The 22,275-nt window shown below is 37.7% G+C and carries 21 protein-coding genes; 2 read left to right on the forward strand and 19 right to left on the reverse strand.

Going from position 1 to position 22,275, the window contains the following annotated elements:
• Positions 1 to 17: 17 nt before the first annotated feature.
• The 18 genes from ICG50_RS10480 to ICG50_RS10565 all read right to left on the reverse strand — a co-directional run bounded on the left by ICG50_RS10480 (position 18) and on the right by ICG50_RS10565 (position 19,701).
• Entirely contained in the window at positions 18 to 1,454 is a 1,437-nt protein-coding gene (locus ICG50_RS10480; protein ID WP_187660867.1) for an NADP-dependent isocitrate dehydrogenase, read from the reverse strand.
• 364 nt (positions 1,455 to 1,818) lie between these two features.
• Positions 1,819 to 3,015 carry an LETM1-related biofilm-associated protein gene (locus ICG50_RS10485; RefSeq protein ID WP_187660868.1) on the reverse strand — a complete coding sequence of 399 codons (1,197 nt, stop codon included), beginning with the start codon at positions 3,013 to 3,015 and terminating at the stop codon, positions 1,819 to 1,821.
• A gap of 71 nt (positions 3,016 to 3,086) precedes the next feature.
• Positions 3,087 to 3,662: a YdeI/OmpD-associated family protein gene (locus tag ICG50_RS10490; protein ID WP_187660869.1), complete on the reverse strand. Its 576-nt coding sequence runs from the start codon at positions 3,660 to 3,662 to the stop codon at positions 3,087 to 3,089.
• 6 nt (positions 3,663 to 3,668) lie between these two features.
• Positions 3,669 to 4,196: a superoxide dismutase family protein gene (locus tag ICG50_RS10495; protein ID WP_187660870.1), complete on the reverse strand. Its 528-nt coding sequence runs from the start codon at positions 4,194 to 4,196 to the stop codon at positions 3,669 to 3,671.
• A gap of 68 nt (positions 4,197 to 4,264) precedes the next feature.
• Positions 4,265 to 4,789 (reverse strand): hypothetical protein, encoded by a 525-nt coding sequence (locus ICG50_RS10500; RefSeq protein WP_187660871.1) that lies wholly within the window; start codon positions 4,787 to 4,789, stop codon positions 4,265 to 4,267.
• Between the two features lie 149 nt (positions 4,790 to 4,938).
• The gene (locus ICG50_RS10505; protein WP_187660872.1) at positions 4,939 to 6,603 is read right to left on the reverse strand and encodes a T9SS type A sorting domain-containing protein; all 1,665 of its coding nucleotides are present in this window, start codon (positions 6,601 to 6,603) and stop codon (positions 4,939 to 4,941) included.
• Positions 6,604 to 7,008: 405 nt separating this feature from the next.
• On the reverse strand, positions 7,009 to 7,200 hold the full coding sequence (locus ICG50_RS10510; RefSeq protein ID WP_187660873.1) for a cold-shock protein: 192 nt from the start codon (positions 7,198 to 7,200) through the stop codon (positions 7,009 to 7,011).
• 172 nt (positions 7,201 to 7,372) lie between these two features.
• Positions 7,373 to 7,972 carry an RDD family protein gene (locus tag ICG50_RS10515; RefSeq protein ID WP_281384530.1) on the reverse strand — a complete coding sequence of 200 codons (600 nt, stop codon included), beginning with the start codon at positions 7,970 to 7,972 and terminating at the stop codon, positions 7,373 to 7,375.
• A 44-nt stretch (positions 7,973 to 8,016) separates the two neighbouring features.
• Positions 8,017 to 8,757, reverse strand: coding sequence for an NERD domain-containing protein (locus tag ICG50_RS10520; RefSeq protein WP_187660875.1), 741 nt, complete (start codon positions 8,755 to 8,757; stop codon positions 8,017 to 8,019).
• Entirely contained in the window at positions 8,748 to 9,410 is a 663-nt protein-coding gene (locus ICG50_RS10525; protein WP_187660876.1) for a hypothetical protein, read from the reverse strand. The genes ICG50_RS10520 and ICG50_RS10525 overlap by 10 nt, the downstream gene beginning before the upstream one ends.
• Before the next feature lie 54 nt (positions 9,411 to 9,464).
• On the reverse strand, positions 9,465 to 10,085 hold the full coding sequence (locus ICG50_RS10530) for a hypothetical protein (protein ID WP_187660877.1): 621 nt from the start codon (positions 10,083 to 10,085) through the stop codon (positions 9,465 to 9,467).
• Between the two features lie 2 nt (positions 10,086 to 10,087).
• On the reverse strand, positions 10,088 to 13,087 hold the full coding sequence (locus ICG50_RS10535; protein WP_187660878.1) for a type I restriction endonuclease subunit R: 3,000 nt from the start codon (positions 13,085 to 13,087) through the stop codon (positions 10,088 to 10,090).
• Between the two features lie 12 nt (positions 13,088 to 13,099).
• Positions 13,100 to 14,305 (reverse strand): restriction endonuclease subunit S, encoded by a 1,206-nt coding sequence (locus ICG50_RS10540; RefSeq protein ID WP_187660879.1) that lies wholly within the window; start codon positions 14,303 to 14,305, stop codon positions 13,100 to 13,102.
• A 4-nt stretch (positions 14,306 to 14,309) separates the two neighbouring features.
• Positions 14,310 to 15,401, reverse strand: coding sequence for a sensor histidine kinase (locus ICG50_RS10545; RefSeq protein ID WP_187660880.1), 1,092 nt, complete (start codon positions 15,399 to 15,401; stop codon positions 14,310 to 14,312).
• Positions 15,398 to 16,090 (reverse strand): DNA-binding transcriptional response regulator, encoded by a 693-nt coding sequence (locus tag ICG50_RS10550; RefSeq protein ID WP_187660881.1) that lies wholly within the window; start codon positions 16,088 to 16,090, stop codon positions 15,398 to 15,400. The genes ICG50_RS10545 and ICG50_RS10550 overlap by 4 nt, the downstream gene beginning before the upstream one ends.
• Before the next feature lie 34 nt (positions 16,091 to 16,124).
• Positions 16,125 to 17,714: a type I restriction-modification system subunit M gene (locus tag ICG50_RS10555; RefSeq protein WP_187660882.1), complete on the reverse strand. Its 1,590-nt coding sequence runs from the start codon at positions 17,712 to 17,714 to the stop codon at positions 16,125 to 16,127.
• A 227-nt stretch (positions 17,715 to 17,941) separates the two neighbouring features.
• Positions 17,942 to 18,598, reverse strand: coding sequence for a hypothetical protein (locus tag ICG50_RS10560; protein WP_187660883.1), 657 nt, complete (start codon positions 18,596 to 18,598; stop codon positions 17,942 to 17,944).
• A 353-nt stretch (positions 18,599 to 18,951) separates the two neighbouring features.
• A complete protein-coding gene (locus tag ICG50_RS10565; protein ID WP_187660884.1) occupies positions 18,952 to 19,701 on the reverse strand; it encodes a hypothetical protein in 750 nt (249 codons plus the stop codon).
• Positions 19,702 to 20,100: 399 nt separating this feature from the next.
• On the opposite strand from ICG50_RS10565, the gene ICG50_RS10570 reads away from it, so the two are divergent.
• Together ICG50_RS10570 and ICG50_RS10575 are read left to right on the forward strand one after the other, a co-directional pair.
• A complete protein-coding gene (locus ICG50_RS10570) occupies positions 20,101 to 20,289 on the forward strand; it encodes a hypothetical protein (protein WP_187660885.1) in 189 nt (62 codons plus the stop codon).
• 363 nt (positions 20,290 to 20,652) lie between these two features.
• Positions 20,653 to 20,943 carry a GIY-YIG nuclease family protein gene (locus tag ICG50_RS10575; RefSeq protein WP_187660886.1) on the forward strand — a complete coding sequence of 97 codons (291 nt, stop codon included), beginning with the start codon at positions 20,653 to 20,655 and terminating at the stop codon, positions 20,941 to 20,943.
• A gap of 455 nt (positions 20,944 to 21,398) precedes the next feature.
• Here ICG50_RS10575 and ICG50_RS10580 read toward each other — a convergent pair whose 3' ends face one another.
• Positions 21,399 to 21,728: a YegP family protein gene (locus ICG50_RS10580; protein WP_187660887.1), complete on the reverse strand. Its 330-nt coding sequence runs from the start codon at positions 21,726 to 21,728 to the stop codon at positions 21,399 to 21,401.
• Positions 21,729 to 22,275 lie beyond the last annotated feature (547 nt).

Below are 22,275 nucleotides of genomic sequence, written 5' to 3' on the forward strand. Positions count from 1 at the left end.
TTTTAATTAGTTCAATTTTATTGTCCTTGTCCCAAGGAATACCCCGCTTTTCCATCAAATTCATAGAGGTTTTCCGTTTTTATTACGTCAATTGAGCTCTCTTCGGCTTTTGACAGTAAACTAAGGATGCTGCTTTTTAAAAAGGGTGCTCCGTTTACCGGTTTGTATCTGCAACGCCAGTGATCGGTGCAATAAGTTTCATTGAAGCCGTCGGGCCATACTTTAATCCCACGATTAGTAATCATGCTCAATTGATAATTGTCGGTAGTAAGTTTTTTCATTTCGCCTGCAAGTGCATTGGGGTCTGTTCCATTCCAGTGGACAAACAAATCAACTCCAACTAATTCCTTAGCCTTAGCCGGTTTTTTAACGTATTTCGGAAGATTTAAACCGGTGTCTTTTTTATAAGAGACTTCTTTTAATAGGGTAGGTTTTTTACCAAGGTTAGCTATTACCGCTTGGGCAAATTCCTTAGTGCCCACTTTTTGTTTACTAGTGCCTTCTTTGTAGATGTCGTAAGTATGTATCCCATCTTCAATGGTTTTTAGCCAAGCGTTCTGCACTTTTTCGGCTACCTCCGTTTGGCCTATATGAGTTAACATCATCACGGCGCCTTCTAATAAACCTGATGGATTCGCAACGTTTTGGCCGGCTCTTCTTGGGGCCGAACCGTGTATGGCTTCAAACATGGCGCACTCTTCGCCTATGTTGGCGGAACCGGCCAATCCTACGGAACCGGCAATTTGTGCTGCTACGTCTGATAAGACATCGCCATAAAGATTCAAGGTTACAATTACATCAAATACTTCGGGCGTATCGGCCATTTTTGCGGCTCCAATGTCAATGATCCAATGTTCGTTTTCAATGTCCGGATATTCTGCCGCAATTTCATCAAAAACTTGATGAAACAATCCGTCTGTCTGCTTCATGATATTGTCTTTGGTAAAGCAGGTTACTTTTTTACGACCATAGGTTTTGGCATATTCAAAAGCATACCTAACTATTTTTTCACAACCCGGACGGCTTATCAATTTTAGACATTGAACTACTTCATCCGTTTGCTGGTGCTCAATACCGGCATATAAATCTTCTTCGTTTTCACGGATAATCACAATGTCCATTTTGGGATGTTTGGTTTCCACAAACGGGTGTAAGCTCACACAGGGTCTTACATTGGAATACAATCCTAAAAATTTTCTGGTGGTAACATTTAAACTTTTATAGCCTCCGCCTTGTGGAGTAGTTATAGGCGCTTTTAAAAAAACTTTATTGTTGCGAATGGTTTCCCATGAACTAGAGGCAATCCCGGAAGTATTGTCGGATAAGTATACTTTTTCTCCTACTTCAATTTCATCAATCTCCAGTTGAGCGCCGGCCGCCATGATGATTTCCAGAGTAGCGTCCATAATTTCCGGACCAATGCCATCTCCTTTTGCCACAGTAATTCTAGTCATATAGTTTTATTTTATGATTTGTTCGGGGCAAAGTTCAATATTCCATTTCATATATTTTTATTTATATTATTAATAAGATATATAAAATATTTTAATGAACAAACCCGCATCATTTACCGGCATATTTAATAGAAACCCAACCAATAATGGCTATGAGAGAAGTGGTATGGTTTTGTAACAGTTTCATGCCATCCCTAAAATGGTACAAACCATCTAACAGTAAATAGCTTGTGGTACAAAACTTTTTTGTAACTAATAATCGCTAATGGAAAATGGTGAAAGCTCCGAATACCGTAAACTGAATTTACCCAACCGGAAAGAAAGACCCGCTTTAAACCGAATCCTTTTTGTAGACTGACCCTTTTTAATCCTCTATGTTTTCGTTAAAGGCCGAAGGCATCATTTTGGGAATAAACTTAATCAGTATAGGCAAGAGTAAACCACCGCCGGGCAACAAAAAAATGGTTAAGGACGGAATGGTTTTGCAAATGTCAAGGATTTGTTTTTTGATTTTCTTTTTCTCTTCCTTGTCTAAATCTTTGTGGGTTGATTTGGCCAGTAATTGCATCAGTTCTTTACTCTGTGAAATCTCTTTCAGCAACCTCGATTTGTTTCGGTTAATTAAAACCACCACACTTTCGGTAGTCTGATCATAAAAATGTTTCACCGGATTGGAGAAATTGAAATACGGAATTTCCTTTTTGTACCGTACAATAAAGGCATTGATAAAGGCGATGCTTTCTAAGATAAAAGCATCAGGAATAGCGATAGTTTCGCCTAGCTTGAACAAAAAATACCGTTCTTCATTTTCTACTTTTTCATCACTCCATAAACTAATACCGGCCAAGTCAATGGCATAGTATTTCTCTAAGTTATTAGAAAGATAACTTAAGTCTAAATGCTCAATAGAGGTTGAAGTGGTAGTGGCAAATTTATTGTAACGAACCGACGACTCAAACAGTTTAGCCAACAAATCATCGTGTTGTGAAATACCCGTTTTGGTTTTTAGCGAAAGCGAAATAATACTGATAACAATGTCTTCAATTTTGTTCGAATACTTCTCGGGTACGTTGCCTTTTTCCAGGTGTTGTTTGAAAGCCAATACGTCAATAAACAATAAGGCATTGGTAATCACATGGGAGAAGTTTTTGCTAAACAGGTCCTCATTGGTCTGCACACGGTCGTGGATGATTTTCTCCAACTTACTCGAATTCGAACTCGATTCCAACATCTTTTTTAATGGATTAAATCCTTTGGGAATCATCGAGTAGTAAAAAGAAACAGCTTCTGTAATAAAATCTTCCGCCTCATTTTTTTGGGTAATCAAGCGGTACATTTGGTAAAGCGTATTGAGCATCCCAATTTTTGACAACTCCTGCGGCAATCGGTCTTTGGTTGCTATGGCTATCGAAGCGTCAAAACCAACCACATGCCCAAAAATAAATCCTGTCGTTCGGGTTCGGGTGTAGAAATCCGTTTCGTTTGACGGAAACGAATGCTCCAACTGATTTTGCTCAGCAAAAAACTTGTCTATCCAACCGTGAACTGAAGGGTTAATCATTGGGGATGCTTTTTATAGGCACAAAACTAAACCATTTTTGTTTGTGATAAGTAATGATTTTGGTACCAAATTTAAAAGGTGCCGCGCGATTTGATATTTTGTTCGCAAAGCGAAATTATTTCAGCAATTCGAGCACTTCGGGTGGCTTCCCGTTTGGCTTGGTTTAACCAATAAAGATAGCTTTTTCGATAGGACGGACTAAACTTATTGTAGTTTTCTAACGCAGTGGTGTTTTGTTCAAAAGCCAACTTTAAATCGTCGGGCATGATGTGGTTCTCCACATGGTCTAATGATTCCCATGAACCGTTTTGCTTGGCGATTTCTATTTTGCGCAAACCACTTTCGTGCATTAAGTCCTCAGCTATGAGTTTTTCGATATACGTTTTATTGAGTTTGCTCCAAACGCTTTTGTCTTTGCGCGGCGTAAACATTTGGCGGCGGCGTTCATCGTCCAATCGTTTTACGGTAGAATCTATCCAACCATAACAAATGGCCACTTGCACGGCTTCTTCCCAACGCATGCTTTCCATAGCGCTGCCCACTTTATAAAAGATAAGGTATATTTTGGTTGCCGAATGGTGGTTCTCGTGCAACCATTTGCGCCATTCGTTACTGTTTTTAAAGTATAAATGATCTTGCTCTTCCAAAGACGGTTATTTTATAATCGCAGAACAGGCTAATCTTGCACCGGCATTTCCGGTAGGTTGGGTTACATAGTCATCGGCTTTTTCGTGAACGATTACCGCTTTGCCTAAGACATCTTTGGTTTCATCGCCACAACCCACACACCATTCTTTGGTTTTAAACAATACGGTACCATTACCCTCGGCACTGGCATAAAAGTTATCCATATCCCCTTTGTGGTGTTCGTAGTCGGTCCAGCGACCGTGCTTTTTAAAGGTTGGGTTCCAATGGCCTCCCGCAGAAGTGGCATCTGCCGATGAGCAATCCGATTTTTCATGAATGTGAATGGCATGCTCGCCTTGTTTTAATCCCGAAAAATTAGCCGTAAAAGTAACTTCGCCGTCTTTCTCCACAAAAGTAGCCGTGCCTTTTACATTACTACCGCTTTTAGACTCAAAAGTAATGTTGACGGTTTTGCTTTTCTCTTTGGAAGCCGAACTTTTACAACCAAAAATGACCAATCCGGCCACTACTATTCCTAAAACTATTTTTTTCATGATGTATTTCTTTAGTGGCATAAAAGTACGCATTTCAACAACGACATCTGGTAAAATTAGGATAAAGTTTATTTAGTTTTTTCGCCTACGAAATAATCACTTTGCGATTTAAACAACACGTTAAACGTGGTTAAACTACCGTAAATTCTGGTGATGTATTGTTGCAATTCTACTTTTTCTATTTCTTCTAATTTGCTGGCATTGATTTTCTGTTCCATTACCCTAAGACGGTCGCGAAGCATTACAATTTTGTGGAAAAATACATCAATCGGCACATCTTTAGCCGCTAAGCCTGCTTGTCCCGGCGTGAGTTTCATGTTGCCGCCTTTCCATTTATCGCCTATGGCTACCGGTTCGCCTAAACCGTTCCATTTTTTCAGTATCGACAATAAGCTTTGTTCTACATCGTAAAAACTAATAGTGTCTACTTCGTTTTCGGCGTGTTCTATGACTTCAAATTCACTATCGATAGCAATGGTTTCTAATCCGTTTTCTATAAAAGTTACCCAGTATTCTTTTGAAGATACATTGGTTACTACGCCTTTACCATAGTCGGCGTGATTAATTCTAGAGCCTATTCCAAGTAGTTTCATGTTGGTGGTTTATAGTTTACGGCACTAAAATAGTGATTTATTCCAGAATTAGAAATAGGGCAGTAGTGATTTCTATGTCCGTAATCCACCCATCCTTAACGATAGTATAAATAAAAAAAGAGCCGTTACCGACTCTTCTTTGTAAACTTTTATTGCTTTAACGCTTTCGTATGTTGTATACTGCCATCTTGCAAGGTTAGTGTGAGTATATAGAGCCCCGAATTTAATTCGCTTAAATTAATCTGTGGCTCAGGCTGTTGGATGGTTCGCACCAACTTACCGGTCATATCAGAAACTAAAATAGAACTGACGTCTTGCGCATTATCCAGTTGAATGCTATCGGTAAACGGAATTGGAAATACCTTAATTCTTTGCACCGCTACCTCATTGGTAGAGAGCGTAGGAGTAAGGGTAACCGTTATTTTCCAGGTGTTGTTGTCTACTCTGTTAAAATCAGCATTACAATCTACGCCACCATAGGTTCTCCACGCTCTAAGGTTGAAAGTAACATTCCCTGAAAGGCCATTGGCAATAGTCAATCCGGTTCTGTTGTAAGCATAGGTTCCGGTAGTGGCACCAACCCCTGAAGAGATAGCCGCCTCAGTAGTATTGGTATTGGTACAAACCAACAATGATCTTTGCTCGCTCATCCAACCATTGCTGGCGGTGGTCATGGTATAAGAAACATCGGTGGAAGCAATTTGAAAGCCGGCCGGAATAGCCAAGGTTAAGCTACCCGGACAGTTGGTTAAGCTGGTTACTGTAGGCGTGAGATTGTATTCGGTATTGATGTCTCCCAAGGTATAAGTGGCTTCCATTTGCCCGGTAGTAAACACTTTGAGTTGCCAAAAGCCAAGCACGCTATCACAATTGGAACGCAACCAAAAATAATATGTTGAACCCATATTCAATCCGCTAAGCGTTACACTGGTAACTCCTGCCGCCACACTTCCGGTTGGCGTTGTGGAGGCCGTTGGTGGAGTAGCCGTGTTACTAATGTAATACTGGTATCCCAAGGAAGGCGCACTGGCCGGTGCTGTCCAGTTAAAAGTACCGCCATCATTAGAGGACGTAAAAGTAATGTTGGTCGGTCCGGGACAACTGGTAAAAGCATCTGCCGAAAAGGCAAAGACGTTCGGAATTCCACCGCCTGTTTTAGTTACCGTTACGCTTTGTATGAGTTTCGACTGGTTGGCCACATTGATAGCCAACGGAATTTGGTAGAGTCTCGGATTGGTGCCGCCTCCATTTTCTAAAACATCATTGGTTATATTGATTCTTCCGATCCCTTGAATGGCAAAATTAGCCCCGCCATACCAGTCGGCAATAGCAAGACCGGTGAAGGTTTCAGAGGTGGCATCCGCAAAGTTTACGGTAGCGTTTACAGTACAAGCACCGCTGCCTCCCATAGCCAACATGTATAAATTAACCGCCGCTATTGGATTGGAAAATACCAACGTTCCCGAGTCATTAGTGTTTTGCAGTCGCAAGGCGTTATTGCCGCTGTAGGAAGCCAATTGATAACTCAATCCGGCCGGTGAAGGCACTGCACTGGTAATCAATCCGTTTATTGGTAGTCCGTACGTTAGGGCTGCACTGCCTGCAGTCAACTGAAAGTCTCTGGAAATAAAGGCATAGCTTACCCCATCAACATCATTGGTGGTTGAAGTGGCAGAAGGTCCTATTCCGTTAGCAACCACATCGGCATTAAAACCGCTTTGAATGGAAATGCTTTGTAAATTTTGGGCTGTTGTTTTGGTAGCAACCAACCCAAAGGCGGCAAAAACAGCCGTTACTAGTAGTGTTTTTTTCATAAATGACAGTGGTTAAATTAATTAGGAGTCTAATTTACAAATTATTTGTAAATCTTTAGGCCTTCTTTACACAAAGGTTCACGATACAATTTTAAGAACTGACGGTGCAGTGCTGAGGTAGGGACTTTAGTTTAAACCACTCGAATTGAAGTTAAGTGCATAACATGATAAAATAGTTAAACCGTCACTTCGAGTGATTTTTAAAGTTAAAAAGCGCTAGCTTTTAACTTTAAAAATACTATCGAGAAGCCTCGCTCAAACAATAGTTCTCGATACGTTGCTGCACAATACTCGAACTGAAGAAGTAATTCCGCGCTATCGGGACTATTTCACAGTCCTCCTTAAAACAAAAAAAAAGCCAATCAGAAGGATTGGCTTTTTAACAAACACAGGTAAATATTTATCTTAGATAACGTTTACATTGGTTGCGGTTGGTCCTTTCTGACCATCCGTTACATCATAAGACACTTTGTCGTTTTCACGCACTTGGCCATTAAGACCGGTTGCATGTACAAATACGTCTGCTCCGCCATTGCTTGGCGTAATAAATCCGAAGCCTTTGGCTTCATTGTAAAATTTAATTGTTCCTTCGTTCATAAAAATAAGTATTAAAAGGCGAAGATAGTCTTTATTATTGATTATAAGGGATTTACTCTAAATAATTTAAACGGTTGCCCAAATGAGTTGGGTTGTATCCGAAATGACGTTAGCAAAAATAGGGGAAGTCCTAACCCGCAACTCCTAACTCCCAACTCCTAACTCCTAACTCCTAACTCTCCCTTATCTTCTCCATACATCTCGTATAAACCACCACCGTTCCCGCCAATAGGTCACTTAAACTTCTCTTTCTGGGATTTAGTAAAACCAAAAGCATAGAGGTAAAATAATATCCTAAAATCACTACCTCCAGTGCCCATTCCGGAATAGGATTAAATGATTCCAAATACTCCAATTGCTCCACCAAACCCATACTATCAAAAACCGTTGGATCTGCCAAGGCAATAGACGAACTCTGCACGTAAAAGTCTAATAAGGCTAAGATAAGCAAGGGCAAGTATTTTAAAAACGACTCTCGATACGTAATAGCCGAACCGTCCTTTTTTAAAATGGTCAATCCCATAATACGCTTACCCGGAGTAGCGCCAAAACGCACCGGCAAGTAAATACAATACGCCATGATCACTACTTCTGTGGCCACAAACGCATTGTAGTAATAGTACAGATGCAAACTATCAAAAAATAGGGCCACTAGGGCTAAAGGAATAAAAATCAGCCCATCCAAAAGGGCGGCAGCAATTCTTGCCCCAAAGTTGCCGTAAAGACTATAAGAGGTGTTTTCTAATTGGAGGGGAAGTTTTTTGATGGGCATGGTGGGTTTGGGTTGTTATTTTGTTTTAAATTATTGATTAAAAATCATTGCAATTTTATCGTATTAGTGCATTTAGGGTAATTGCTACAACCTAAAAAATCACCAAATTTTCCTGTGCGAAGTATTAAGCCGCCACCGCATTGAGGACAATTATTTTCTCGAATGGAATTTTCTCTTTTTTCAATTCTTTTTTTGATGGCTTTAATATGTTGGCGTTTGTCATACGTAGCAATTCTATTTAAGGCATTGATTTTTCTATAGATATTTTCTTTTTCGGTTTCAGTGAGGTTTATTCCTGAGTATCGTTTGATTGTTCTAACGAGACGGTATGAATTTACAACATCGGTTACCGTATTGACTTTAATAGCTGCTCTTGAAGAAAAAACAATAATCGATTTGTAATCTACATTTGGATATTCTGTCAAACACTTTTTCAAAGATTTAATGTGACCTAAGTTTTGTCGAATGGGATTGTACAGTTTTTCTTTGCGTTTGTATATAACTTGAGTCCAATACTCTGAGTGTTCATGACCAAGAATCCAACCTTTATAATTTTTGGTTTCTATGACAAAAACGCCAAAATCTGAAATTACGATATGGTCAATCTGTGAAGTGAATTCTCCCGATTGCAGCACAACATTATTAATGACTTTATATTTCGATTTATCTAAAGAACGTAAACGTAAAGAAATGTTTTGCTCTCCAATAGCTCCTTTTATTCGGGCTTTGTAGAGTTTAAACAAGACGATTAATGAAACAAACAATAGTAAAAGTACTAAGGGCATTTTATTGAATTATGAATAACAGTTGCTATTTTTTGAAGCGTTTGAGGGCTTATACCCATTGAGAAATGTTTATGAAAATAGTAATTTCCTAATTGATTCAGGTCGGTTCTTACCATGATTGACTTATCTATATTTGCTAATGATTTGAATAAACCTGTTTTATCATGTAAAAATTTAAACTGATTAATAAGTCCCCAATACAAAAAGATGGTTTTAGAAGTATCTAAGAGTAATTCCTCTAATGCAATGAGATGATTTCTGTTTTCGGGAGATAACAATATTTGGTTAAACTCAGTAACGTTTGATGATGACATCCCAGTGGTGGGAAAACCTATTAATTCTACGAATGATATTTCTGATGCGAAACTACTATCCAATTGAAGTCTTGAAAATGCTTGATGGTACTTTTTTCCGTCTTTGTTATAATCTGAGTGTAAAAATGGGTGATGAAAGTTGTACTTTTTCCAAAAGGCTATACCGTCATTTAAATATTCCTCAACCAAATTAAAAAAAGTAGCATCCTCGATATCCGTTGCCCAGTTTGGATCTTTGCCTACAAAAAGAATATTTGCTTTTTTAGGATTGGCTCCTTGATGGTTTTTTTCTTTGTACAATTCTCTAAGTTTAACTGAGGGATGCTTGGCAAAAGTCATATGTTAAATTATTTGAGCTTGATTTTTAATTATCGTTAACTTTAGATTATAACATTATTTTTTTCCTATAAGAGGATTTAACTGTTTATTTAATTCTATTTCTAATATTGAAACAAAATCATCCATTATGGGATCGAACACAATGTAATTTAATTTCAAAGGTGGCAACTCCTCTAAATCATACCAATACTTTAACTGCAAACCTGCTGTTTTTGGACTTGGCGCCCAACCACAATGAGTAACTATTCTGAACCAGAAATCTTTTTTTACTTTACCTACATACAAAGTTTTAGTTTCTGTATTTAAGAACTTATCCTTAATTGCAGAGACAGCTCTTTTATATGAAAGAGGATTCGTTTTGTATTTTTCTTTATCTGCAATATATTCTTTTGATTTTATTGCATTGGAATACTCCAAGAACATATTTCGAGTTACCTCTTGACCTTTAAAATTCTCATCAAACGAAAACCAATATAAAATTGGATTTTTTTTGATAGAATCTATCTCCAATTTAACCAATTGGGATTTTTTATCTAAATCATTTTCTTTTTCCGGTGTGTTTGAAAAAAAATGTTTGTCAATATATATGGTTTTAACTTCAAACCGCTTTTTACATTGTTCCTCTAAAACCTGTTTGTACTTCTCTAATCCTTTGTATATAAATTGATTGTTCATATCTACGCCCTCCACTCACTAAACTGTCCTTCAGCCTGTTCCATAATCTCTTGCAATATGCCGTTTAGTTCATTGATACTGACTTTACCTCGCAGTTCTTTTTTTACCGCTAATCTTATGGCTGCTTTAGCATCTTCTTTATTCATCCAGTCAATTTGTAAATTGCTTTTTACCGCTTTTACAACGCCATGAACAATATCTTGAATGGGGCCGCTTTCGTTAATGATTTCTTTTTTGGAAGCCAAGATATCGTAGAATGCCAACTCCTCATCGCTTAATCCCAACTCTTTTATTCGGTGGTCTTCGTCCTGTAGTTGCTTAGCGCGTTCTATCAGTTCGGCTATGGTGGTATAGGAGTCAATGGCATTCAAATGATATCGCTCTATCACTTTTTCCAGTTCTTCTTTTAGCGAAGTATATTTTCTAATGTTTTTGTGCAAACGTAGCTTAACTTCATCCAACAAAATGGAACGCATCAAAGCTATCTTAATATCAATACTGTCTTTTTCTTCTTTGGCTCCCAAAAGGAATTCTTCATTCAAAATAGAAATATCCGCACGCTCTAATCCTGCCATCGCAAATACATCTACGATGTCTTCTGATTCTATACTGCGACTAATTAATTCCTTGATTTGGTCTTTCTGATTGCCTCGACTACTTTTTACTGATTTAGCATTGCGTATGGCTTTTGACAAGTGTTGGGCAAACAATACATCCACCGAATACTCTTGAATCTGTGGTTGCGATTTTACTATTGACAACAATCCGGTCAATTTCTTTTCTTCCAACATAAACAGATTGGATTCTTCGTCGTTTTTGATGATACTGTTCAGTGCTTTTCTAACCAACAATACTTTATCTCCATCTCGCAAACCTTTCCAATTATGGTATTCAATGCCTTCCGGTAATAATGATTGGCAAACTTCTACCTGATTAAAGAACATATTCAAGGCTTGTTCCATATCAATGGTAGGTTTTCCTTGACCGCCACCGCCCGTGTATTTATTGGTGGCTGTTTTCAATTGGTCGCCAATACCGATGTAATCCACAATAACGCCCGACGGTTTGTCCTTAAACACACGGTTGGTTCTGGTTATGGCTTGCATCAGGTTATGGCCTTTCATAATTTTATCTACATACATCGTATGCACACAAGGAGCATCAAAACCGGTTAACCACATATCGCGAACAATAACGATTTGCAATGGGTCTTTCGGATTACGGAAACGTTTCTTTAAGGCTTCGGTAGCGTCTTGGGTGCGCAAGTGCTCGTTCCATTCAATAGGGTCGCTCGAGATATTACCCGTCATCACCACCGCTATTTCAGGACAGCCTTCAATAGCTTTCAAGGCATCATACATTTTTACACTGTTACGGCGACTCATACACACTACCATCGCTTTGCCCGGTAAAGTTTCTGTTCGGTTTTTAAAGTGCTTCATGATGTCTTCCGCTACTTTGGCAACCCTTTCTGCCGAACCTGCCGCATCTTCTATCGCTGCCCATTTCAAACTGCTGTCGTCTTCCACATCAGCGGTGATGGCATCTACTTCGGCGTCTAAGTTTTCATTCCACAAATGGAGTTTCGCCAAGCGCGGTTCATAGTATATAGGCACCGTAGCTTTATCATCCACAGCTTGCTTGATGTCATAAATGTGTATCGTTTCCCCAAATACTTCCTGTGTATCGGCATCTTTGCTATCTACAGGTGTTCCGGTAAACCCAATAAACGAAGCATTAGGCAACGCTTTACGCAAGTTAGAAGCAAAGCCGTCTAACAAACCGTACTGCGTTCTATGGGCTTCGTCTGCCATAACGATGATGTTTTCTCTTTCGGATAGGATAGGGTGTTCGGTTTCGCCTAGTTGGGCATCGTTCCCCATTTTCAAACGGAACTTTTCTATAGTAGTGAATATCACACCACCGCTTCCGGTAGATAACAATCGTCGCAAATCATCGGTGGAGTCGGCATGTTGTACATCGCCCACCAAGTCTTTGGCTAAGACAAAATTTTCATACAACTGAAAGTCCAAATCACTTCTATCGACTTGGACTACTATCGTTGGGTTTTTTAATTCGGGTAAGCTGCGAAGTATTCCGGCATAAATAGCCATTGAGATACTTTTACCGCTCCCTTGGGTGTGCCAAATCACGCCAATACGACCATCACCAAGAGGCTTAATCGCTTTCTTGGCGGCTTCTACCGCAAAGTTTACCCCAAAGTACTGATGGTATTTGGCGCCTTTTTTAATCAAAGTGCCATTGTGGTCTTCAAAGAACACAAAGTTTTTAATATAGTTGAGCAATCGGTCTTTGGGAAACAAACCTTGGATTAAGGTGTGCATCTGAAAATCATCCTCTATGATGGTTGTGCCATCCATGCTTTTCCAAGCGGCATACCATTCGGCTGAAGCATTAAACATACCGTGTTGGGCTTCGTTACCGTCGCTTACTATGGTTAGGGCATTGTATTCAAACAATAACGGAATGTCTTTTCTGTAATGTTGTATTTGGTTAAAGGCTTCGTCTATCGTAGTGTTTTCGTCAAACCAGTTTTTGAGTTCAAACAGCACCAACGGAATCCCGTTGATGTAAATAATAATATCAGGGCGGCGTTTGTTTTTGCCTACGATGCTAAACTGATTGACCACCCAAAAAGTATTGTTCTCCGGATTTTGAAAATCAATCGGGTAGAGGTGAACTGCTTTTTCATTGCCTTGGACATCCTTGTATTCATAATCCAACCCTTTGGTGAGTTTTAAATGAAAACTGCGGTTGCGATAATCAATATCAGCCCCAAGATTATTGCAAAAGTCTGCCACTGCCAAGTGTTGTATTTCCTCAGGCAAGTGAGGATATTGTTTTTGAATAAACGACAACAGTGGGCCTTTCAAAATAACCGCATTGGCATTCTCGGGCAAGTCAGGGCCTTTGATATGCTGGTATCCCAAATCGGTTAGCCAGTCTATAGTGGCTTGTTCTATTAGCGCTTCGGTGGTCATTTTCCTTTACAATTAGTTTTCTCTAAACTCTTTTAATCGTACCTCACCACTAATGAGCTTGGGTAATAAGGTATCGCGCAATTGGGTTAGGGTTTGGTTTTCTATTAAATTTTCTAATATTTGATTGAAAATTGGCTCTATTTTATTTTGAAACTCTTGTTTATCTAATTGATTTGGAATAGCTAAAAAAGTTTCTTTTAGATGACTAATCTTAATATGTCCCATTGTTGTTGCTCTATCAGCTGCAATTGCTTTAAAATGAGCAATGATATTTTTTAATAAAAAATAAAGCGTTTCAATTGATAAACAACCATTAGGTAACACATTAAAAATATGTTGATTTAATAAAGCTTCTCCTTTATCCCAAAGAAAAATATCAAGCGTAGCAGACCAAGAGAATAGAACAGACCCATCATTTATAATTTGTTCTTTTTTAACTTCTTTGGTTGATTTACCAGTGTTTTTTGTTATGCCACCATTTAACTCAGAAATCTTAATCACATATTTTCCTTCATTGATAAGTTCACTTGGTTTAAAAGCAGCTCCATTGACATAATTGGCAATATCATAAACACTCTTGACTTCCCAACCTTTAGGTATCATACCCAGTTCACTCTCTACAAATTCCCCATCCTGAAACGGTCCAAAATCTACAAACCAGTGTTTGTATAGTGCCATGGCCATTTCTTCTAGTGTTTTGTTGATGGCTAGGTTGTTTTCTATTTTGTCGTCTATGGCGGATAGGATGGAGGCTATGGTTTGTTGTTCTTGGAGTGGTGGTAGTTCTAATTTTATATTCTGAAAAGCCTCTTTAGCTACTCTTTGTCTTCCTGAAGTTCCAATCATATTTGCTTCCGCAAATTGTCTTACATAAGGTTCGCGAGATAAATAATATACAAAGTCTGTATTAGAGATGCCATCTTTGCCTCTAAATACTAGAAACTCAGTTGAACCAAAGCCAACATTATTTTTGAGTTCTCTAACTTGACATATTTTTCCATTCTCTAAACAAGGGGTAATTCTAGCAAACAAGGTATCATTATTTTGAAATTTTGCTCCACCTTTTAGAGGTTTAAAATCTGAAGGTATTACAGTTTTTAAATTGGCATCTAAATCTTTCATTTCTACAAATGAGTATTTCTCATTTGCCTTTAGTTTGACTAATGGGTTAATATCAATGAAGTCTGAGAGTTTATATGTTTTCCAGTTGTTTGGCATTTAGTTAGTCTTTAGATTTTTCAATTTTTAAAGTGAATATATTCCATGCTAAGTTTATGCTGTCATCGTTAGAAACATCTTTGCATGTAAAGTATAAGTTGCCATTAAAATGTTTAGATAATTGTTTTGCGTTGTAAAGTCCCATACCAGTGCCTTCTTTTGAAGCTTTATTTACAGATGACCTAAATCCTTTTAAAAATAAATACCTTCTTTCTGATTCAGGGATTGCTCTGCCATAGGAGTGAACTTCAATAATTATATTTTGTGCTTCTTCTTTTATCAATACTTTGGGTCCAATTCTTTTTGGGAATTCAGAATATTTTAATGCATTCTCGATTAATATTTTAACCAATATTTCGAAGTATTCTTTTTCTCCTTTTATTTTACCTGAACTGGTACCACTAAAATCAATTTCTGCCTTATCTTTTTTAAAGTCATTTCTATAAATCTTTACTATTTTACTAACAGACCTATGTACTATAAAAGATTTGTCGTAATTCAGTTTTAGATTCTCAAAATAGTCAGGAATGTAAAATTTAAAATTATCTAAAATAAATTTAATAAGTCTACTGCCAACATATATCTTTTTTATATTCTCAGATTGCTCATCAAACTTATCTTCCCACTCGGCTTCATTTTGAATATTCATTATAGCATCAATGTTTCCTGAAATCTTAGAGTTTAAACCTCTTAATTCATGTAGATTTTGGGTTACGATGTCTATTGGAATATACTCCTTGAAATTAACTAAATCATATTCAAATTGAATTTGCTTTTTTAAATACAATAAATTAAACTTATTGTCAGGGTACTTCTTGCCAAGATTATTGTATTTAGATTTTACTTCGTTTAGATTAGTTATTAAACCAATGTAGCAAACAAAATCTAAATTTAGGTAAGTAAATCCCAGTGGGTCAATGCCAAAAATTATTTCACTGGTAGAACCTTTACCAAGTATTTTATTATAGAACTCGGTTAAACTTTTTTTATTTGTTTCTTTCCGATACTCTTTTGGCAAGTCAGTTAATCTTCCATCAAAAAATAATACATCTTTTTTATCTTGTAAAATGTATGGATAAGAATATAGATTTCTCATAAAAGATTGGTAATCGAATCAGTTATTGATAATAAATTATCGATTCTTTCTAAAACAGTTGAGTTACTAGATAATTCTTTAACTTTAGACATAGCAACTTTTTTGTTACCACCATAATTATCAATGATGAGTTTTATTTCATCCAAAGTATTAGCATTAACAATCTCTTTTGCAATTAATTTTTTTTCAATTTCAAAATGATAATTTGGTGAAAATGCCTTTTTAATTCCATCATCTAATTTTGCTTTGAAGTCTAGGAACTCTAAATCTTTTCCAATAAAATCATCCGCTTCATCCGCTTCAGCTTTATATTTAGTAATTGACCATTCAGCTCCAGTATACATAATAACAACAGTATTTGGACAAGTACTTTTTAAATATTTTAGAATTCCCCAACCTTCTGTTTTGGGTGCTATGTTTTGACCTATACCTTGAATATCAAGAACTACTACATGGTATTTTTTTCTAATAAAATCATCTATATTGTCAATGTCTGTAAATTGAGTAATATTATAACCATCAGATTGTAATCTTTTGATATGCGAAATTTCCTCATCGTCTATAAATGCTATTCTTGCCTTGAATTTTGATTTTTCAAATTCTTCAGTTGTTAATTCTTTTAAAGGAGATAATTCTACTGGTTGTGGTTCATTTTTTTTTGAAAAAAAACTTAGTATTGATTTAATCATAAGTATCAATTTTACTGTTATAAACATTTCTGATCTATATCTTCTTAAAATTCTCTATTATCCTTTCTTGCAACTCATTCCCTTTAGCAAACTGTTCTTGTAAAGTAGCTTGCAGGGCAGCCATTTTATCTTCAAAGGCAATCCCATCGTCTTCCACTTCTTCGGTACCTACATAAATACCTGGCGTTAGTTTATAGTCTTGCTTTTGTACTTCAGCAAGGGTGGCATTATAGCTGTACCCATCGGTGTTTTCGTAATCGCCACTTATATTACGCCAAGCGTGGTAAGTCGCTGCTACTTTGTCAATGTCGGCATCGGTAAACACACGCAACTTGCGGCTTTCCATAGTCCCCATTTTACTGGTGTCTATAAAAAGGATTTCATCTGTACGTTTACGGTGTAGGCCGTCTTTGCCATCACGATTACGGCTTAAAATAAAGATACAGGCGGGTATGCCGGTGGTTAAAAACAATTTATCAGGTAGGCGCACAATACAGTCAATCATATTGTTGTTTACCATAAACTCACGAACGTTTTTCTCGCCTTTGTTGTTAGAGGTCATTGCGCCATTGGCCATTACTACCGAGGCGGTTCCTTTATTGCTGAGGTGACTCCAAAAGGTTTGCATCCACATATAGTTGGCACTACCATCGGTAGTAAATTCCTCTTTTGGTCCAAAGAGGCGGGGGTCATTTTCGGGTAAGTCTTCCGGGTGCCATTGGCTTACGTTAAACGGTGGGTTTACTATGATAAAGTCGGCTTTCAAATCGGGGAACTTGTCTTGTAGTAAAGAGTCGCCCAAGCGCACATCAAAAGACAAATCGCGTAAGGCTAAGTTCATTTTGCACAAACGCAAAGTACCGTCATAACGCTCTTGCCCATATATGGAAATTTTCTTTTTATCGCCACCATGGCTTTCCAAAAACTTGAGTGATTGCACAAACATACCACCCGAGCCACAAGCGGCATCAAAGATTTTCCCTTCATAGGGTTCAATCATTTCCACCATCAAACGCACGATACTGCCTGGCGTAAAGAACTGTCCGGCACCACTGCCTTCAGCCAAGGCAAACTTGCCAATGTAATATTCATATACACGCCCAAGGATATCGCTTTCAGGGTTTTCTTTTTGGGAGAGTTTCGGGTTTGAGAGTAAGTTAATCAGTCCGCCTACTTGTCGGGCCGTTAGTTGGCTTTTGACAAAAATACGGGGTAAGATGCCTTTCAAATCAGGTCTAAACTTACCCAAAGTACTATCCAAAGTATCAAAGGCATCATCTACAATCACTTTAATATTGTCCTGCTCGGCATTGGCTTTAAGGTATTCCCAAGTGGCTTCTTTTGGAATGATATATACATTTTTAGATAAATACTCATCAGTATCTTCTATAACATAGTTAATTGTTTCTTGGTCTTCGGTGTAATAAGGGGATGTTTTGTCATTTACCAATTTCAGCAATTCCTCTTTGCGCATCTCGTAACGCTCGCTCATGTGCTTGAGGAAAATCATCGGCAACACATAGTCTTTGTATTGATTCTCAGCCACAGCACCACGCAATTCATTGGCCGCTTTCCAAAGTTCTTGTTCAAAATTAATATCGGCTTTTACAGTAGTTTTAGCCATAAAGGGTATTATTATTTATTGGGTTAGGGTAATTCCTCAAACATACCAAATTTCTCACACATAAACAATCCCCATTAATGGGGATTATCAACAAGTATTCTAAACTAAAAATCTTACGAGTAGCTTGTTTTGGGTTGGTTTGAAGGTAAAGGTACCACTCAACAGTCTTTGTTCTTTACGGTTTTCCGTAGTAGGATAAAAAAGCGGTTGAAAGACCATAGGATAATTTAAAACCCTAACAATTTAGTATCTATCCCAATACCAAAGCCCCACCACCATTTTTGATTGTACATCCATTTTCTACCATCAGAAGTAGTGGCAAAATCATACCCTATGGGTATAGCAACAAATGATATAGCATTATAAGTATAAGTTGCTGTCAGCCCCGCGGAAATAAAAAGCTGCGTTGATTTGGTTACTATTTGCCCATCAGTGTTATCTATATTCAGTTCTTCACCACTGGGTGCTATAATGGCACCAAAAGAGAGTTTGTGTGTAGAAACAGTTTGATTGGCAAAGTACCGGTCCGTTTTCCAATTTAATAATCCGATATTAATCCCCGCATTTTTAACACCTGTAGAAACAAATTGCGGTTTATTGTCTTGTGCTTCTCTCACTTTGAAAGGGACTGTAATTATGGAAAAAATAGGTCTTCCTATACGAGTTCTATTGCTATATACATTTTCTTTGAGCGTAAATTTAAAGGAACATTTTTGAGGAGTAAAGTTGCTATCATAGTAATCAATTAAAAGTTCACCGGGTTGGGGGGTAACTTTAAAGATATTCATGCTGTTGCTTGCGCAGGGTGGTGTGCTTTGCGCAACAACTTTTGTAAAAAGCACTAGTAAACTTGCAGTTAGTGTGATCAATAATCTCGTTCTCATACCTATAGAATTTTAAAAGTTACACTACAATAAACTATAGCCGGTAACCCCCAAAAGAATTACCTAACTATAGCTTTCCAAAAAAAGTGTGGTATTTGAACAGTTGGAAAGAATATATTTAAAAGTAACTAAAATAGCGCAAACGAGGTACTTTACCGATAGCATTTTACACTTTGTCGGTATTTCACAACTCTTAATCGGGAAAAGCTAAATCTCCCATCTTTCACCTCCCTACTCCCAACTTCCATCTCCCAACTACCAACTCAAAAAAACTCCCCGCCATGTCACCACAGCGAGGAGTCCTAAAAAAATAAACCTTAGTCCCTTAGCGCCTAAGCACCTTAGAACCTCTTCTAAACCACTTCAACCACCTGCAATACACTATAATCCTCATTTTTTAAGGAATACTGCACCCCATTAAACTCTTGAAAAAAGGAAACACCTAACAAGAATAGGGTAACACCGGTTGTAGTGGGAACACTCGGAGGCGTCAAGGTAACCGAAGTAGGCGTGAGGTTAATCGGAACGTTCTCAATAGTACTCAGAACAAGTTCCGAGGTTTCCGTCTCAAAATCTATGGCCAAGACCGCCGATTGGAAACTCACATGGGTAGCCCCTTCAGGATAACGAATCTGCTCTTGAGGAACAAGATTGGGAATCGTAACAACACCAGTCGCCGTGTCAAGGTCATAAATGGCAAAAAGCACAGTGCTCAACGGCGCATTGATGTTAAAATCAAATCCGTTCAGCATCATCTTGCCGTCGGGAGTCCCCAAGCCGTTATACACTTGTCGTTGTCCCCTCGCCGAAGTCGTGTCATACCTTTTAACATCCGACATGGTCTTCACTAAACGACTGGTCATTTTACTGTCTTTAGCCTTAAAAATAAGACTACCCAAAGCCATACGAAGCATTTTTCCCGCACCGGCAGCAGTGGCAAACTCACTGTTGTTTTCTCGGGTTCTTAAATAATTTGGATCATTCTCAATTCTTTCTTTAGAAACACCACCTTTACGACGAACATAACTTTCACCGTCTTTTTTGTAGAAGGTTAAATTTTCAAGAGTACCTTCAATTTTTAAAATTCCATTCGATTTTGCCATAATAATAAATATTAGGGTTAATAAATAAATTTTTGTAATTCTCAGTAAGCATAAATGTGTTGTATACTTTTTAAATGAAAGTGGCAAAACACCTAATACTAAGAGCTTACAACTATAAAACTCCAAAACTTTATGTTTAGTATATACCCTCAGGTCATAACAAACCCTTATTGCCGTCTTTTACCAAAACTGCCGTTTTTGCACTAAAAGGAATGTTAAAATTTATAGGCACGCATAATAATTTACCTATTATTGCGTTATAATAAAATGAAAAATGCCCCATTAAGCCATAGTAACGCCATAGTAACGTCATGTTAACGTCATATAAACGTCATATAAACGTCATGGAAAGCCTACTAAAGTATGTGAGATATTATCCAATACTTAAACCAGTAACCAATGAAAAGAATTTGTATTTATCCAAAAGATGTTCAGGCCATAACAGGCAAAGGCGAAAGGCAATCAAGGAACATCGTTCTAGAAATCAAGAAAAAACACAACAAAGAAAAACACCAACCCATAACCATCCACGAATTCTGCGACTACATGAACTTCGACCTGGAGAAAGTAACCCCCTTAATAAGATAAGTGACATAAAACTACAATCTAAATCCAAAAGTTCTATAGAACGTCACCCTGAGTGTTTTGAATGCAATTCAAAATGTATCGAAGGGCGTCACTTCGAGTGATTTTTAAAGTTAAAAGCGCTAGCTTTTGACTTTTAAAATAGTATCGAGAAGCCTCGCTCTCACAACGGTTCTCGATACACTTTTTATTCCACTACGTTCCATAAAAATCACTCGAACTGACGTTTACTACTAAATACACTATAAGTGTAAAAACAACAGGCCCGTCACTTCGAGTGATTTTTAAATTTAAAAGCGACAGCTTTTGACTTTAAAAATAGTATCGAGAAGCTCGTTAAAATAAATTATTTCTTACTTTTACAATATGCAACAATCTTACATCTACATACTAAAATGTTCCGATGGTACTTATTACACCGGAGTGACAAGTAAACTTACCCAAAGGTTATTCCAACATGATATAGGGTTTTACCCCGATTGTTACACAGCCAAAAGAAGACCGGTTACTATAGTTTTTTATGCTGAGTTTACGGATATAAACTTTGCTATAGAAAAAGAAAAGCAAATTAAGAAGTGGTCAAAAGCCAAGAAAGAAGCCCTGATAAATGGGGATTATGATGCTTTACCAAATTTGGCTAAAAAGAAGTTTAGTTGAAACAACGGTTCTCGATATTATTTTAATAACTGAAAACTAGCATTTTCAGTTATTAAAATCACTCGAACTGACGGGAAAGTGCTACGGTAGGAAGTTGAGTTAAAACACTCGAACTGACGATCTCGCTATAACCTAGACGTCCTCTTTACGTCACTTCGAGTGATTTTAAAACTTAAAAGCGACAGCTTTTGAGTTTTAAAATAATATCGAGAAGCGTTGTTTGCACTAGTGTTCTCAATATATTTTCTTATTCCGTTATCACTCCATAAAAAACCACTCGAACTGACGTTCTTTCAAATATATGTCTTCGTTACGTCACTTCGAGTGTCCCGATAGCTATCGGGAAGTATCGACCCGAGCGCAGCGAACTGAGAGTAAGCTAGAAGCCTTTAAAGCAATAAAAAAGCCCTGTCGTTTAATAACAACAGGGCTATATAAAAATAGAGTAGTAGACACTAACTCAAATCCTCCACGTCAGCTTCAGGGGCATTCTTCTTCACCGATTCAATGCCATTCTCACGAGCAGCAGTACTTTCATACATCTCGCTACTGCCGATGATCTGACCGTTAGTTGCCGTTAAATTAAAAAAGTCTTTCCCGTTAGAAGAAGTTTTACGCTCATAACGAGCATCGTCCGAAGCATTCTTTTTCACCGATTCTACACCATTCTCACAACCCGCTTTAGTAGAATACCCTTGGCTGGTCAAAATAACCTGACCGTTACCGGCTTTAAGGTTGAACTGAAAGTCACCATTCGTTCTTTTAGTAATCACAAATTTTCCCATGCTATATTGTTTTAAGGTTTTAATTATTAAGTGAGACTTACACAAAGTTAGGAAAGTATTTATTGTAAACCATGAGTTTAACTTTATTATATTATCAACAAAAACTTTGCGTCTTTGCTTCTTCGCGAGACAATTACCCTCTAAATTAAACCCCAAAAGATAGCGCAATATAATCAATAGAACCTATCCCAATCGCCCGTACATTGTCACCCAATCCCGATACCTATCGGGAGTTGAAGGGCTACCCCTAAGAAAGTATATCATCTAAGTTAACACAAATTAACCTTAGCGCCTTAGTACCTTAGTACCTTTGATAGTAAGAGGAGGACTGCCGGTGGCAGTCAGGTACTCGAACTTTAGTTCGTGATAGTTTCTAAAGACTCTCGGGATTAGCTTCGCTGTTCCCTTGAGGGGAACCTGAACAAAGGAAAACCCTAATGCCTTTTTCAAAGGCATTGGTTTTTTGTTTTAAAGCCACTTACATTTGATATTAAGAGGAGAATGTCCTGTGGACATTTGGTAAAAGCTTTTGACGCGGCCTTAAAAC

Source organism: Flavobacterium buctense (assembly GCF_014486695.1).
Lineage (GTDB): Bacteria > Bacteroidota > Bacteroidia > Flavobacteriales > Flavobacteriaceae > Flavobacterium > Flavobacterium buctense.

Excerpts from the sequence above, each read along its gene's own strand:
- ICG50_RS10480 (WP_187660867.1), bottom strand. The coding sequence starts at position 1,454 with ATGACTAGAATTACTGTGGCAAAAGGAGATGGCATTGGTCCGGAAATT.
- ICG50_RS10485 (WP_187660868.1), bottom strand. The coding sequence starts at position 3,015 with ATGATTAACCCTTCAGTTCACGGTTGGATAGACAAGTTTTTTGCTGAG.
- ICG50_RS10495 (WP_187660870.1), bottom strand. The coding sequence starts at position 4,196 with ATGAAAAAAATAGTTTTAGGAATAGTAGTGGCCGGATTGGTCATTTTT.
- ICG50_RS10500 (WP_187660871.1), bottom strand. The coding sequence starts at position 4,789 with ATGAAACTACTTGGAATAGGCTCTAGAATTAATCACGCCGACTATGGT.
- ICG50_RS10505 (WP_187660872.1), bottom strand. The coding sequence starts at position 6,603 with ATGAAAAAAACACTACTAGTAACGGCTGTTTTTGCCGCCTTTGGGTTG.
- ICG50_RS10510 (WP_187660873.1), bottom strand. The coding sequence starts at position 7,200 with ATGAACGAAGGAACAATTAAATTTTACAATGAAGCCAAAGGCTTCGGA.
- ICG50_RS10515 (WP_281384530.1), bottom strand. The coding sequence starts at position 7,972 with ATGCCCATCAAAAAACTTCCCCTCCAATTAGAAAACACCTCTTATAGT.
- ICG50_RS10520 (WP_187660875.1), bottom strand. The coding sequence starts at position 8,757 with ATGCCCTTAGTACTTTTACTATTGTTTGTTTCATTAATCGTCTTGTTT.
- ICG50_RS10525 (WP_187660876.1), bottom strand. The coding sequence starts at position 9,410 with ATGACTTTTGCCAAGCATCCCTCAGTTAAACTTAGAGAATTGTACAAA.
- ICG50_RS10530 (WP_187660877.1), bottom strand. The coding sequence starts at position 10,085 with ATGAACAATCAATTTATATACAAAGGATTAGAGAAGTACAAACAGGTT.
- ICG50_RS10535 (WP_187660878.1), bottom strand. The coding sequence starts at position 13,087 with ATGACCACCGAAGCGCTAATAGAACAAGCCACTATAGACTGGCTAACC.
- ICG50_RS10540 (WP_187660879.1), bottom strand. The coding sequence starts at position 14,305 with ATGCCAAACAACTGGAAAACATATAAACTCTCAGACTTCATTGATATT.
- ICG50_RS10545 (WP_187660880.1), bottom strand. The coding sequence starts at position 15,401 with ATGAGAAATCTATATTCTTATCCATACATTTTACAAGATAAAAAAGAT.
- ICG50_RS10550 (WP_187660881.1), bottom strand. The coding sequence starts at position 16,090 with ATGATTAAATCAATACTAAGTTTTTTTTCAAAAAAAAATGAACCACAA.
- ICG50_RS10555 (WP_187660882.1), bottom strand. The coding sequence starts at position 17,714 with ATGGCTAAAACTACTGTAAAAGCCGATATTAATTTTGAACAAGAACTT.
- ICG50_RS10560 (WP_187660883.1), bottom strand. The coding sequence starts at position 18,598 with ATGAGAACGAGATTATTGATCACACTAACTGCAAGTTTACTAGTGCTT.
- ICG50_RS10565 (WP_187660884.1), bottom strand. The coding sequence starts at position 19,701 with ATGGCAAAATCGAATGGAATTTTAAAAATTGAAGGTACTCTTGAAAAT.
- ICG50_RS10570 (WP_187660885.1), top strand. The coding sequence starts at position 20,101 with ATGAAAAGAATTTGTATTTATCCAAAAGATGTTCAGGCCATAACAGGC.
- ICG50_RS10575 (WP_187660886.1), top strand. The coding sequence starts at position 20,653 with ATGCAACAATCTTACATCTACATACTAAAATGTTCCGATGGTACTTAT.
- ICG50_RS10580 (WP_187660887.1), bottom strand. The coding sequence starts at position 21,728 with ATGGGAAAATTTGTGATTACTAAAAGAACGAATGGTGACTTTCAGTTC.